This window comes from Desulfobulbaceae bacterium DB1, assembly GCA_001914235.1.
Taxonomy (GTDB): domain Bacteria; phylum Desulfobacterota; class Desulfobulbia; order Desulfobulbales; family SURF-16; genus DB1.
Window position 1 is genome coordinate 1 of record MQUF01000005.1, and the last position, 13270, is coordinate 13270.

General features: G+C 55.8%; 12 protein-coding genes. 5 read left to right on the plus strand and 7 right to left on the minus strand.

Annotation, left to right across the window (positions count from 1 at the left end):
- Window positions 1-600 precede the first annotated feature (600 nt).
- Window positions 601-813, minus strand: a complete 213-nt coding sequence (locus tag BM485_05510) for a hypothetical protein (GenBank protein OKY75800.1) — start codon at window positions 811-813, stop codon at window positions 601-603.
- A 1-nt stretch (window position 814) separates the two neighbouring features.
- On the opposite strand from BM485_05510, the gene BM485_05515 reads away from it, so the two are divergent.
- From BM485_05515 to BM485_05535, 5 genes are all read left to right on the plus strand, one after another.
- Entirely contained in the window at window positions 815-1441 is a 627-nt protein-coding gene (locus BM485_05515) for a thiamine biosynthesis protein ThiF (protein OKY75801.1), read from the plus strand.
- A 53-nt stretch (window positions 1442-1494) separates the two neighbouring features.
- Window positions 1495-1695 (plus strand): thiamine biosynthesis protein ThiS, encoded by a 201-nt coding sequence (locus BM485_05520; protein OKY75993.1) that lies wholly within the window; start codon window positions 1495-1497, stop codon window positions 1693-1695.
- Between the two features lies 1 nt (window position 1696).
- Window positions 1697-2470, plus strand: a complete 774-nt coding sequence (locus BM485_05525) for a thiazole synthase (protein OKY75802.1) — start codon at window positions 1697-1699, stop codon at window positions 2468-2470.
- 142 nt (window positions 2471-2612) lie between these two features.
- Window positions 2613-3752 (plus strand): thiamine biosynthesis protein ThiH, encoded by a 1140-nt coding sequence (locus BM485_05530; GenBank protein ID OKY75994.1) that lies wholly within the window; start codon window positions 2613-2615, stop codon window positions 3750-3752.
- A gap of 38 nt (window positions 3753-3790) precedes the next feature.
- The gene (locus tag BM485_05535; GenBank protein ID OKY75803.1) at window positions 3791-5086 is read left to right on the plus strand and encodes an IMP cyclohydrolase; all 1296 of its coding nucleotides are present in this window, start codon (window positions 3791-3793) and stop codon (window positions 5084-5086) included.
- 96 nt (window positions 5087-5182) lie between these two features.
- Here BM485_05535 and BM485_05540 read toward each other — a convergent pair whose 3' ends face one another.
- The 6 genes from BM485_05540 to BM485_05565 form a co-directional block, all read right to left on the minus strand.
- Window positions 5183-5686 (minus strand): hypothetical protein, encoded by a 504-nt coding sequence (locus BM485_05540; protein ID OKY75804.1) that lies wholly within the window; start codon window positions 5684-5686, stop codon window positions 5183-5185.
- A gap of 38 nt (window positions 5687-5724) precedes the next feature.
- Window positions 5725-8499: a hypothetical protein gene (locus BM485_05545; GenBank protein OKY75805.1), complete on the minus strand. Its 2775-nt coding sequence runs from the start codon at window positions 8497-8499 to the stop codon at window positions 5725-5727.
- Entirely contained in the window at window positions 8496-9491 is a 996-nt protein-coding gene (locus BM485_05550; protein ID OKY75806.1) for a hypothetical protein, read from the minus strand. Before BM485_05550 ends, BM485_05545 begins: the two co-directional genes overlap by 4 nt.
- An 18-nt stretch (window positions 9492-9509) precedes the next feature.
- Complete coding sequence (locus BM485_05555) at window positions 9510-10763, minus strand: hypothetical protein (protein OKY75807.1); 1254 nt, start codon at window positions 10761-10763, stop codon at window positions 9510-9512.
- Between the two features lie 121 nt (window positions 10764-10884).
- A complete protein-coding gene (locus BM485_05560) occupies window positions 10885-11652 on the minus strand; it encodes a hypothetical protein (protein OKY75808.1) in 768 nt (255 codons plus the stop codon).
- Window positions 11649-13139 carry a hypothetical protein gene (locus BM485_05565; protein OKY75809.1) on the minus strand — a complete coding sequence of 497 codons (1491 nt, stop codon included), beginning with the start codon at window positions 13137-13139 and terminating at the stop codon, window positions 11649-11651. Before BM485_05565 ends, BM485_05560 begins: the two co-directional genes overlap by 4 nt.
- Window positions 13140-13270 lie beyond the last annotated feature (131 nt).

The window sequence follows — 13270 nt, forward strand, 5'->3', positions numbered from 1 at the left end:
AGGCCAGGTAATCCATTGACCCATTCACCAACTGACATCCTGTCAGCACCAATCATTCCCTGTCCGACGATACGGCCATCTAACGTCTTGATGCAATAAGCAATCAGTTTCTTGTGAACATCCAACCCAATGTAGTAAAGTGTTCTCATGGAAACCTCCTTGTGGTCTCTTTCTGGACGAGCCCATCTCGATCCAGCCGTTTGTCTCATTACAAACATTTTGAACCACTTGGAGGTTTCTTGCAATGTGGACTGCTTATACATTCAAACAGATTTATTTTACATTGCCACATCAGGCATCTGAAAAAGTCAAACAATCCATTGGTTGAACTTGCTACTGTCTGTCACCGCCGGTGTAAAGTGAACCCAACCGCCATCGGAAAATGGGCCCACCTGGCCGTTTTTTTTGGAGTTGCACGGGCAACATTTTTTCTTTCAAATACCCTCAAGCCTTGTGTGAATGGCTTTTAAAAGAAAAAATGTTTCTTATCCTGGTGGAGTTGGGGGCTTTTTCATAGGCGAGAGGTGGGTCCACAAAAAACGGCCAAGTGGGTCCATTTTAAACCGGTAGTGCCACTACAGTCCTGGCCCAGTTCTCCTTTTACATAAAATAAGCAAAATTCCGATGGCTACTCTTTTCTTTTCCTTTAGCCAGGTCGTAGAAGAATAAAAAAATAAGAGAGTTTTTCAACCAAAGGAACATCATAATTTTTCGACCAAAAAAAGGGATTTTTAACCCTATTTTGCAAATAGCCAATTTTTTGATCTGGACAACGCTGAAATCAATTTTTGCCGGATAAGGATGGAGGGACATTATGCTGCTGCAGGAAGAGATCGAGTCGGTGCTGGCCGCGCGCCATGGCGCTGCAATCCAGGAAAAAATCAAAAAAGCGGTAGTCGGCATCATGGGACTCGGCGGCTTGGGCTCGGCGGTTGCGGTGGCGCTGGTCAGAATAGGGGTTGGCAAGTTGCTGCTTGCCGATTATGATGTGGTCGAACTCAGCAACCTCAATCGCCAGTATTATTTTGTCGATCAAATCGGTTTCCCCAAAACCAGGGCCTTGCGGGACACACTGCTGCGGATTAACCCGTATGCCTGTCTGGAGATCGTCGAAAGGCGTCTCACCGAGGAAGTCATTCCCGTTTTGTTTCGTGGTGTTGATGTGCTGGTTGAATGTTTTGATGATCCGGCGATGAAACCGGCGGCCCTGCGTGCCGCCCTGACCGGTCTGGCGGGCGTGGGCTACGTCGGCGCGTCCGGCATGGCCGGGTTCGGCGAGGGGAACCGGATTGTCACCAGAAAGCTTTCTCCCCGGGTTTATCTTGTCGGCGATGAAGAGTCCGAGGTGGGGCCGGATCAGGGACTGATGGCCCCCAGGGTCGGAATTGCCGCCCATCATCAGGCAAATCAGGCCCTGCGTCTGCTTCTTGGGGTTGATTAAGGACGGCTTCGTGCCGTTTTCGTTCCGTTGAAATCAGGTTGTGTGAGTTGGAAATGGAAATCGTTTGTAACGGTGAAAAAAAAGATATACAGCCGGGCACCACGGTCGAATCGTTTCTGCACGGGCTTGGGATCAAGCCTGATACCGTTTTTGTCGAATGCGACAGCGTTATCATCAAAAGAAGCGAGTATGAAACTTTTGTTCTTCGTGAAGGTGCCAGGTTGGAATTGATACGTTTTGTGGGAGGCGGGTGATATGTTGACCATTGCCGGGCGGGTTTTCAGGTCCCGTCTGTTTGGAGGAACGGGTAAGTTTTCTTCGCCCCGGGTGATGCGGGAGGCCCTCGACGCCTCGGGCTGCGAGATGGTCACCGTGGCCCTGCGCCGTATTGATCTGGCCAATCCCGAAGATGACATCATGAGCGTGCTTGACCGGGGCAGATATCTCTTTCTGCCCAACACATCGGGAGCGCGCGACGCCGAAGAGGCGATACGCCTTGCCCGCCTGTCCCGGGCGGCGGGGGGCGGCGACTGGCTGAAGCTTGAGGTGACGCCCGATCCGCGCACTTTGCTGCCGGACCCGGTGGAAACGCTGAAGGCCACCGAAATTCTGGTCAAGGAAGGATTTATCGTCCTACCCTACATGAATGCCGACCCGGTGCTTGCCTTGCGTCTGCAGGATGCAGGGGCGGCGGCGGTCATGCCGCTCGGCGCGCCCATCGGCACCAATCGCGGCATTCTCACCGCTTTTCAGATTGAGATCATTATCGCGCAGGCCCATGTGCCGGTGGTTGTCGACGCGGGTCTCGGTGCACCCTCTCACGCGGCCCAGGCCATGGAAATGGGGGCGGACGCAGTGCTGGTCAACACGGCCATTGCCGTGGCCGGCGATCCGGTAAAAATGGCCGGGGCCTTTGCCAAGGCGGTTGAGGCCGGGCGCGACGCTTATGAGGCGGGACTTGGTGAGCAGAGTGCCGATGCCGCCGCCTCCTCGCCGCAAACCGGGCTTGATTTTCTGAGAGAGACATGACGACGGCGGCTGTAATTATGATTATCCCGTAAAAAACGAGAAATTTACCTCAGGGGGCACAGAAGTCACGGCGCCGCCTCGCGGTAATGAAAAATATTTCTTTGTGGTCTCCGGGTACTCCGCGGTTAAAAAGAAACTTTTTATGAATTCATTCAATATGCCGGAAGAAAAATTCAGTATACCTGATTTTGACGAATTGGGATGGTTGATGGCCTCCTGTGACCGCAGCGACGTCTTTCGCGCCCTGCAGAGCGACAGAGTTGATGTCAAAGGCCTGGCCGCCCTTCTCAGCCCTCATGCCGATGAGTTTCTGCCCCAGCTCGCCGCCCGGTCCGCCCGGATCACCTCCCAGCGTTTCGGTCGGACCATCCAGCTTTATGCCCCGCTTTATCTCTCCAGTTTCTGTACCAATAACTGTCTGTATTGCGGTTTTTCCGCCCGGAATAAAATTGTCAGAAAGGTTCTTACCTTTGATGAGGCGGAGCGGGAAGCGATGATTCTCCATGACCGGGGCTTTCATCATATCCTGCTGGTTGCCGGCGAGGCCCCGGCCCGCATGGGAGTCGAGTATCTGGAGGAAATCGCTTTCCGCCTGCGGGAGCGATTTGCCGCAATCTCAATCGAGGTGCAGCCGCTGGAAACCGAGGAGTACGGGCGGCTTTTTCAGGCGGGCATCACCGGCGTCGCCGTTTACCAGGAAACCTATGACCGCAGGGTCTATGAGTACGTGCATCCCGTCGGTAAAAAACGTGATTTTGAGTATCGGCTGGCAACGCCTGCCCGGGTTGCAGCAGCCGGCATGCGCGAGGTCGGAATCGGCGCGCTGCTGGGGCTTGCCGACTGGCGGCTGGAGGGCCTGGCGCTCGGGCTGCATCTTGCCTGGCTGCGCAAGCATTACTGGCGAACGGCGCTGACCGTTTCCTTTCCGCGGCTTCGTCCGGCGGAAGGTGGTTTTCAGCCGTTGGTGCCGGTTTCCGAGAAGATGCTCACTCAGCTGATGTTTGCCCTGCGGATATTTGACCATGATGTCGGGCTGCTGCTGTCGACCCGGGAGGAGTCCCGTTTTCGGGACGGCATGGTGGGACTCGGACCCACTCGTTATTCAGCCGGATCATGCACCGCGCCGGGAGGCTATGGGGAACCGGCGCAAAGCGACGAACAGTTTGCCGTGGGCGATCACCGCTCCATGGACGAGGTGTGCGATTCCATTTTTCAAAAAGGATTTGACCCGGTTCGCAAGGATTGGGATGCAACATTTCAGAGACAGGAAAGCGTGGCCTGATCGGCTGCCGCCTGCTGGAGACCTATGAGAGGAGAGCTATGGCTGCACAAGACTTGAAAAAAATGTACACAACGATTTTAGGCGATCATTTCCCCATGGAGATGAAAATTTCCTTTGGCGATCAAACCCTGGTTTACCGGAAACGCACCTGGAAAATTCCCATGGAGGACGGCACCATAGACGAACGTGGGGTGCGCTATGGGGAAAACCCCGATCAGGAGGCGGCGCTTTACGAACTGGTGAACGGCAATCTGGTGCTGGGCGACTGCGGATTCGTCGAACCGGGCAACGGCCTGGTCAGTGGTATTACGGTGGAAGACATGCTGCAGGTGGGAAAACACCCGGGCAAGATCAATCTGACCGACATCGACAACGGCTTGAATATCCTGAAATATCTGATGGATCGCCCGGCGGCGGTCATCCTCAAACACAACAACCCTTGCGGCGCGGCCTACGGCACATCCCTGGCCGATGCCTACAACCGGGCCAACCGGGCCGACCGCATCGCCGCTTTCGGCGGGGCGGTGGTGATGAGCCGCGCCATTGACAAAGAGACGGCGGAACTGCTCAGCGGCAATTATCTGGAGGTGGTCTGCGCCCCTGAATTCGAGGAAGGCTCCCTGGAAATCCTCAAGGCGCGCAAAAATCTGCGGGTGATCAAAATGGCCCGCATCGACCGGCTGGCCGATTTTGAAAAATACCGTTTCGTTGATTTCAAAAGCCTGATCGACGGCGGCATCATTGCCCAGCAGTCGGCGGTCAACTCCATCCGCCGCAAGGAAGATCTGAAGGATGCGGTGACGACCTATAAAGGCACGGAATACCGCTGCCGGCGACAGCCGGATGCGCGGGAAATCGACGACATGCTGTTCGGCTGGGCGGTGGAGCACGGGGTGACCTCGAACTCGGTGATTTATGTCAAGGACGGATGCACCGTGGGCATCGGCACCGGCGAACAGGACCGGGTCGGCGTTGCCGAAATCGCCGTGCACAAGGCCTATGTCAAGTACGCCGATATTCTTTGTTTCGATAAATTCGGCATTCCCTATGCCGACATGGCCCTGGAGATCGAGCGCGGCAAACGCGACAAAGCGGACCAGGAAGCCATTGACCGGCAGACCAAAAAAGACCGGGCCGGTTTGCCCGGCTCAGTAATGATTTCCGACGCCTTCTTCCCTTACCGGGACGGTGCCGATGTCGGTATCCGCCAGGGAGTCAGCGCTATTTTACAGGCGGGCGGCTCCATGCGTGATTTTGAAACAATCGAGGCGTGCAACGAGGCGAAGCCTCAAGTCGCAATGAAGTACACCGGTCAGCGGTCGTTCAAGCATTAAAAGACGGGAGTCAGAATACAGGAGACAGGAGAAAGAATATCCGTTATTTTTCTCCTGACTCCTGACTCCTGACTCCTGACTCCCGGCTTTGCCGGATCAACTCATTTCATCGATGCGCAGCAGGACGGCATCCCCCACCTTTTCGGTTGAGATCAGGAATCGTATTTGGTTTTCCTTGGTGATATGGTGCAGATCGGCATAGGCTGGCACCCTGACATGGCTTTTGCCTGTTTTGTAGGTGTCCGCCACGGTGTTGCGGATGGTGCAGTACTTACAGTGCACGGTCTTGCCGCATCCCCCCGGCTGCCGTGCGTAGGTGCAGGCAATGACCTCGCCCCCCATCCGACCGCCGACCTCCTCGGCTTTCTTGTTGAGGGCGATCAGTGCCGCCCGGTTGATTGCCAGAATCCTGACGTCATTATCTACCACCATCACCGGGTGGGAAAACCGGTTGAGAAAGTCCGTCATGTCAATTGCCTCGTGGCGGAAATTTTTCCGCACACAGTCCGGGCAGATGCCGTGGGTAATCGGCTCATTGTCTTTTCCCTCGCGGCTTTCATCGTCAAGCCCTTTGCCGCACCAGGCACATATCCTTTTCATTGTTTCACCATCATGATTTTTTCTCTCCAAGAAGCGGTTCAGCCGGAATCCTTTCTCCGGTTCAACACCTGGTGGACGGTTGCGGCGAAATTTTTCAAGCTGATCGGTTTGCTGATGTATTCCTTGATGCCTATTTCCTGGGCCTTCTCAGCGGTGATCAGTTCGCTGTAGCCGGTGCAGATGATAATGGGAAAATCCGGCTTGGCGGCCAGGACGGATTTTGCCAGTTCCGTGCCGTTCATGCCGGGCATGGTCATGTCGGTGATGATGAGGTCGAATTTGTCCGGGGCGTCCAGGAAGAGTTGCAGGGCTTTGCTGCTTTCCGTGCTGGCGCTTACCTGGTAGCCGAGTCCGCGCAGTATTTTTTTCTCCAGGTTGAGCACCGTGATCTCATCATCAACCAGCAGGATGTGTTCCCGGCCGGAGAAAGTCTGGATGTTTTCAGTCGTTTTCGTGTCCGTATCCGTCGCCTTCCCGGCAACCTGCGGCAGATAGACCTGAAATGTCGTGCCCTGGCCGGGTTCGCTGGAAACCGTGATGTCGCCGCCATGGCCCTTGACGATGCCAAGAACCACGGAAAGTCCGAGTCCTGTGCCTTTTCCTTCGGCCTTGGTGGAAAAATAGGGTTCAAATATGCGGTTCAGGACATCCTGGCTCATGCCGGATCCGCTATCGCTGACCTCCAGCCGGACGTACTCGCCGGGTTGCAATGTGAATTTGCCCGGGATATCGTTTTGTTGCAGTGTAACCGGCTGCAGGGAGACGGCCAGGGTGCCGCCTTTTTCCTGCATCGCATGGTAGGCGTTGGTGCAGAGATTCATGATGATCTGGTGTATCTGGGTCGGATCGGCCAGCACGGCGCCGCAATCCGGGGCAATCCGCTGCCGGATTTCAATACTGGTGGGGATGGTCGCCCGCAGCAGTTTCAGCGTTTCCTTGAGGATTGGCTGGATGGTAACATGCTGCAGTTTATGCTCCTTGCGCCGGCTGAATGTCAGTATCTGCCCTACCAGATCGATTGCCCGTTTCGTTGCCTTGATAATCTCCTTGATATCTTTTCCCGCCACGCTGTCATCCGTGGTGGTCGCATGAATCAATTCCGCATAGCCGAGGATAGGGGTGAGGATATTGTTGAAGTCATGGGCAATTCCCCCTGCAAGGGTACCGATGGCCTCCATTTTCTGGGCCTGCCGTAACGCGCTTTCCAGTTTTTCTTTTTCCCCCATGGTTTTGTAACGGCTGACGGCAAGGGCAAAGAGCCAGGCGAGCCGTTCAATCACCGCGACATCCGCTTCCGTGTAATCCCTGTCTGCTCCGGCCAGGGTAATTTGTCCGACAGCTGCATCGGCGACAAAAACCGGCACATTGAGCACGCGGGTGAGAGGAACATGGCCTGACGGTAAATTTTTGGCGATGTGCCCCGGCTCCGGCATGTTGCGGAAAAAGACCTTTTGCCGGTTGAGGGGATGGGCGCTGAAGTTCTCCCTGTTTTGCACGGAACAGGTTCCATCCGTTATTTCGATGATGACAGGCGGTGCCTTTTGTTCACCTGGATCTTCCAGGGAAACGAATCCATGCCGACTGTCGGTGAGTTCCTTGGCTTTATCAAGAATAAGATAGGTGATTTCGCGGATGCCGGAAAGGGTCAGCAGGCGATGGGACAGAGCGGAGAGCGCGGCATTGATCCGCAGTTCTTTTTGCAGGGCGCTTTGGACATGATCCTTTTGCTTGATTTCCTGATGCAGTTCGTTGAGTGAGTTTCGTAATTGGACCGTCATGTTGTTGAAGGTTGCAGCCAGCTCACCCAGCTCGTCATCGCGCAGGACTTTCGCCTGGCTGTCGAGCTTGCCGTTCATGATATCGCGCGCAACCGCGGCAAGATGCTGCACCGGCCTGACAATGGTGCCGGTTACGACAACAATGATCAGGACGGCGGCAAGCAGGGTGAAGAAAGTGACAATGAGAAAAATTTTCATCTGGGTGTAGGCCAGCTGAAAAGCTTCATCAATCGATTGTTCGGCAATGACATCCAGATTTCTTTCCCCGAGAGGGATGCGGAAGGAAGAATAAATAACCGGTTTGCCGTTCAGGCCCAGCGGGGTGGAATTCACGGACGCGGTCTGATAAACAAGACCGGGAATGGCGGCGATGGTCTCGCGCAGGACGACTGAGGGATTGCGATGGGCAATCACCCGGCCGAGGGAATCGATGATGTATACATCCTCTCCTGGTTTGAGATCAAGAGCGGCGATAATGTCCCACGTTTTTTTCAGGCGCACCCTGGCAACCAGCACGCCGGACAGGGTGTTGCTCCTCGGATCGACGATCGGCTCGGCCAAGTCCATGAAGGGTTCGCCTGTCTGATCGGAAAAGGCGACAGGGCCATAATAGGTTTTTCTGGTGGAAGCGGGCAGCAGAAATTCGTCGCTGTTGGCGCGATCAACATGCTCTTCCGTCGTCAGCTCCGTTCTGCTTGCGGTGAAAATTTCCAGGCCTTTTTCGTCCAGATAGCTCAGGCACTCAAATTCCTGATGAAAGGCCAGCAGTTCTTCCAGGATGTCTTTCCTTTCCTGGGATGAGATGTCGGCCAGACCGCGGACATGGACAATCACCTGGATATGGGTGGCGATGACCTTGATGGAGGAGCCGACTTCCGTGCCGACCCAGCGGGCGGTTTCCTTTACCTTGTCCGTCGCATGATTGCGCTCGGTGTCAAAGGACTGCCAGCCCATGAAAAAACTGAGTCCGACAAGGGGCAGCACCGCAAGGCTGATGAAAATAATGGTTAATCTGCTTCTGATGCCGCGAATCATCGTATCACGATCGCCCGTCGGAGTATTTTGTCCGGCACATGAATGCCTATTGCCTCGGCGGTACGCAGGTTGATGGCGGTTTCGAATTCGGCGATTTCCACCGGCAGTTGCCCGGGGGAAGCACCGCGGAAAATCTGATCGGCAAGCCGGGCGGCCTGTTTGCCCAGGGTGGTCAGGCTCATGCCGTAGGAAACAAGCGCCCCTTTGCCGACCCCTTCCCTGGTGGGCGTTGTCAGCGGCAGTTTTCGCTCCAGGGCTGTGCTGATGAAATTTTTTGCTTTGGATGCCATGAGCGAGTCGGTGGGCATATAGATGGCATCAATCTCTGCCGGGAGAGCGGCGAGGAATCCGTCTATTTCCATGTCGTTTTTCAGGGGGAAAGAAATGATCGTCAGGTCGAGTTTTGCCGCAACCGCGGAAATTCGCTGCAGATTGAGCTGCGGGCTCATGTCATCCGGGTTATAGGGAAAGGCGAGACGTCTGATGGCCGGAGCGACTTCCTTGAAGATCTCCAGTCGTTTCGGCTCCTGGTAACGGAACGTGACCCCGGTGATATTGCTTTCCGGCGATTTCAGATCCGTGACAATACCGGCTTCAACAGGATTGCTCACCGGCCCGAAAACCACCGGCACCGAAGTGCCGGCGGTTATTTCCTTGGCAATGAGGGTTGCCGGAGTGGACATGGAAAAAATCAGATCCACCTTGTGATCCACAAGGCGCTGCGCCTCCTGTCGCAATTTTTCCTTGTCGACGATATAGCCCGAATAGAGATAGGTGATGTTTTTTCCTTCCCTGTAGCCCAGCTCGGCCATGCCCTGCTTGAATCCGGCAAATGCCGGTTCCGCCGCCCGGCTGTAATTCAGCACCCCGATCGTGTATTTCTTTTCTTTTTCCGTTTCGTTTCCGCAGCCGCAAAAGGCAAGAAGGAAAAAGAGCGCCAGCAGAAGAAATGGACGGCCGGGGCATTGCCTGTGTCTGCGAAAATATGTCATTTTGTCGATCCGGCCTTTTTAGAAATGATACATCAGTTCAACATGGGCGTAGTGGGCATAGTGATTGACGGCTCCGTAATAACCGTTCGGGTCCATGACCTCGAGATGGAGATTGCCGTCCCAGTTCCGGTTCAGTTTGCAGGTGAAGCGGGTGATAAGCAGCGTGCCTTTTTCTTTGCTGTTGCCGAGGCCTTTTTCCGGGGCATACACCTTGGCGAGACGCAGCCGGCAGGACACCTCGCTGCTGATTGCGGCGGAAAGCCCGATGCTCGGCATGGACAGGTTGGACCAGGAGGCGAAATCGGGCATCAAGGCACGGGGAATGATGTAGCTCATATACTGGGGACAACGGGCCCAGACCGGATGCCAGCCTTCCTCTCGGCTCGTCTCCGGATCATCGCCGGACAGATAATAATAGCTCAGGTCAGCCACCGGTTTGTGGGATTGCAGCAGCGGCAGCTTGTAGTAAAAAGATATGTCAAGCAGGCGGCCGTCGACGGCATAGCCGCTGTCGCGTTTGCCGTCCTGCAGGGCAAGCTCCAGGTTGGCGGAAAATGTTTCGCTCACTTGCGGTGAAAAGCGCGCTCCCCAGGTGTGCAGATCAAGATTGTCGGCGCGGACTTCGTGCTTGAAGATGTAATAGTATTCCTGGGGGAGCCCGGCGATTCGATTGTTGATGATGTAGATGCCGCCGCCGTTTTCCTCGCCCTCAACGAGCAGCCGGTTTTCCCGGTGGATGGCGAATTCGTCTTCATTGTCGTTGGCAATGCCGAAAACATCGACGGTCAGTTGCGGCAGTTTGCAACGGCCCTTGACGGCATTGAAATAAAAGGTGCGGGAGCTGTCAAGCGGAGTCCCCAGTTGGATGATTTTGCCCGTGCCGTAGGTCATATCCTGCCGGCCGATGCGCAGGTCCAGTCCGTCGTTGAAAAGATTGTTTATATCCAGGAAAAAATTGTCAATGATGAATTCATCCATGGCCGCGTAATCGTTGCTGCCCTTGCCGCCGTCATACTCCCGCCATTCGTTGGTGAGACGGGCCTGCAGGCTGATGTCAGGGGTAAAGGCATAGGCGGCCCGGATGCGGCTGCGAAAACGAAAAAATCGATTTTCCGGCATCAGCATTCCCTTTTCGATGGGAATGCGGTTGAAATCAACAAGCCGGGCGCGAAGATCCCCTCCCCAGGTAAAGGGCTGCCGATCGGCCAAGGCTGTGCACGGCAGCAGTGTAATACCCAGAAAAATGAAAAAAAGGATCTGTCGTCTTCTCACTGTTTCTCGTGTCGATGGATGGGAAAAACTTTACTGGCAGGCAGGTATTTCTGACAGTGCTGCTGCTGATGAAAAGTATATCATCAGCAGGGGACAAAAGTAAAAAAATAATCACCGGAACTTACCTGGCAAAGACAAAGGCATCGGGAAAGCCGCCGGCGTTCAGGGTCTGTTCCCGCCGGCGTGCGGCGGAAAGCGTAGTGCCGGCATGAATCTGTACCCGGTAGAACTGTTTGCCGCCGTGGCGGAAGGGGAGGATTCTGGCCTGTTCCCCCTGTTCCGCCATCCGGCTCCGTAACCTGTCGGCGTTCTTTTTGTCGGCAAAGGAGCCCAGCTGGACAAAGAAATCTCCTTTGCTGAGATCCTCATGGGGAAGAAAACGCTCCACCGTCCGGGTGCCTTCGGTGAATTTCTTGGCCTCGCCGAGTGCGGTGACTCGCACCCGGGCCGTTCCCTTGTCGGCCATGCGCAGTTGCTTGGCGGCATTGAAGCTCAGATCAATGATGCGTCCTTTGACAAAGGGTCCGCGGTCATTGATGCGCAGGACGATTTCGCTGCCGTTGTCCAGGTTCTCCACCAGCACCATGGTGTTCATGGGCAGCGTTTTGTGGGCGGCGCTGACCTCGTGCATGTCATAGGTTTCACCGTTGGATGTTTTGCGGCCGTGAAATTTGCCGCCGTACCAGGAGGCAGTGCCGGTTTCCTCGTAACCCTGGGAGCTCGGCAGGGGATAGTACGTTTTGCCCATGACCCGGTAGGGGCGCTGGGTCGGAGGGACGGCGGTTGTTGCGCCGGGAACGGGAACGGCTGGCGGTTCCGGCGGTCTTTTTTCGGCGCAGCCGGCGAAGAAAAAAATGAGCGGGATGAGAAAGAGAAGGGCGCGTTTCATGGGCTTTGTTGACTTGTTTCGTTTGTCGGCATGTTGAGCGGCGGGCGGAGAAGAAAGGTGTTTTCCCGCAGCCGGTTTTTGTAGAATGGCCCGGCTTTCCCGATGGTGTGCGGGGCATAGGGCAGAAGCCCCTGGGAGGGGGCATTGCCGGGCGTCATTGCGTCAAAGATCACCTCTTCCTCCTCGTTGACATAGCTCAGGTGCAGGTCAAGCAGCGGGCGGCAGATGTGCAGCACCTCGTTTTCATCGGCGCAGACAATGGGGAATTCCCAGCGCCGCAGTTCATAGCCTTTCAGCCACAGGCCGGAAAAAAGTTCGCCGGTGATGGTGTCGGTCATGAAGATGTAAGGAAGTGATTCGTCGCCGTAGAGCGAGGTGACGATCTGGCTTTCCACCTCCTTGCTGCCCTGAACGTACAATGCACCCCACGGGTCGAACTCTTCGGCGTCAAGCCGGAGGAGATGCGTTCCTTTGTCGGTGAAGGCCCATCCGGCGTGGCAGACGGCGCAAGCGGCCTTCTTTGTCCAGACGGCATGGGCAGGATGGCGGGCGGCAGGCACCGGCAGTTTCCTGCCGTCCAGGCGGGTGGTGAGAACAAGGGCCTTGTCTGTTGCCTCGAGATTGACGCCCGGCAGGGGCTGACCGGGTTGCCAGAAATGACAGGACTCGCAGCGTAATCCGCTGCCGCTTGCCATCAGTTCCGCGCCCCCGTGGCAGTCGATGCAGGACATGCCGGCCCGCTGGTGCACATCAGGGGCAAGCTGATGGTATTCAACCCCGTAAGGTCGCGGGCTCTCGCCGTCTTCCGGATAGGGGGTGCGGTAGTCCCAGTGCAAATCATGTTCAAAGCGGCCGTGATAGTCGGCGCCGACAAAATTGCCGTAATGGCAGTGCAGGCACTGGTTGTCATCAGGGGTGGCGGTAAAGGCATGGGATACAGCCCGGCCCCCGGCAAATTGCAGGTGGCAGGCGGCGCAGCCGGTACCACGGGTGGTTTCCGCATAGCGGTCGCCGGGGGAGTAAAGATGGCAGCGCAGGCAGCGGCGGCGCAGCATGTCATCGGCCAGATCCTGGATGGTAACGATTTCCTCCTGCTGGGGGACAACGACCAGGGATTCAAGCTCCTCACTTGCTCCGAAGGCGCGACGGACGATGTTGATTTCGTTTTTCAGGGTGAAATGGAGCGAATGCCTCGCCGTGTTCACCTGCCGCGGATGACAGGGGCCGCAGCTTTGCGCCATGTGGGCGGGGTGGGCCGGATAGCGGATCAGGCCTGCATGCGCCCTGTCGGCGGACAGGGCCGGTGCCTTGCCGTTGTGGCAATTCGTGCAGGCGATATCCCGATGTGCATCATCCAGGGCTGTTTCATGGCAGTCGATGCAGCCCATTTCCCTGGCCGGCGGCGGGTGATCCGGTTTATTTTCCGTTTCCTCCGGACCGCAGCCGGCGAGAAAAAAAAGTATGGAAAAAAGAAAGGGGAAAATCATGCATGACAGATAACCCGAAATCCTCGGAGAGTGCAAAATAATTTACTTTCCGCTGTGGTGAATTTGTTCCGGGCGCCTTCTTTTTCTCAACTTTTTTACTTGGAAAATCAACGGTAATTGCTATATAGTGC

Coding starts and splice junctions, on each gene's coding strand:
- BM485_05510 (OKY75800.1), bottom strand. CDS start 813: ATGTCCCTCCATCCTTATCCGGCAAAAATTGATTTCAGCGTTGTCCAG.
- BM485_05515 (OKY75801.1), top strand. CDS start 815: ATGCTGCTGCAGGAAGAGATCGAGTCGGTGCTGGCCGCGCGCCATGGC.
- BM485_05520 (OKY75993.1), top strand. CDS start 1,495: ATGGAAATCGTTTGTAACGGTGAAAAAAAAGATATACAGCCGGGCACC.
- BM485_05525 (OKY75802.1), top strand. CDS start 1,697: ATGTTGACCATTGCCGGGCGGGTTTTCAGGTCCCGTCTGTTTGGAGGA.
- BM485_05530 (OKY75994.1), top strand. CDS start 2,613: ATGAATTCATTCAATATGCCGGAAGAAAAATTCAGTATACCTGATTTT.
- BM485_05535 (OKY75803.1), top strand. CDS start 3,791: ATGGCTGCACAAGACTTGAAAAAAATGTACACAACGATTTTAGGCGAT.
- BM485_05540 (OKY75804.1), bottom strand. CDS start 5,686: ATGAAAAGGATATGTGCCTGGTGCGGCAAAGGGCTTGACGATGAAAGC.
- BM485_05545 (OKY75805.1), bottom strand. CDS start 8,499: ATGATTCGCGGCATCAGAAGCAGATTAACCATTATTTTCATCAGCCTT.
- BM485_05550 (OKY75806.1), bottom strand. CDS start 9,491: ATGACATATTTTCGCAGACACAGGCAATGCCCCGGCCGTCCATTTCTT.
- BM485_05560 (OKY75808.1), bottom strand. CDS start 11,652: ATGAAACGCGCCCTTCTCTTTCTCATCCCGCTCATTTTTTTCTTCGCC.
- BM485_05565 (OKY75809.1), bottom strand. CDS start 13,139: ATGATTTTCCCCTTTCTTTTTTCCATACTTTTTTTTCTCGCCGGCTGC.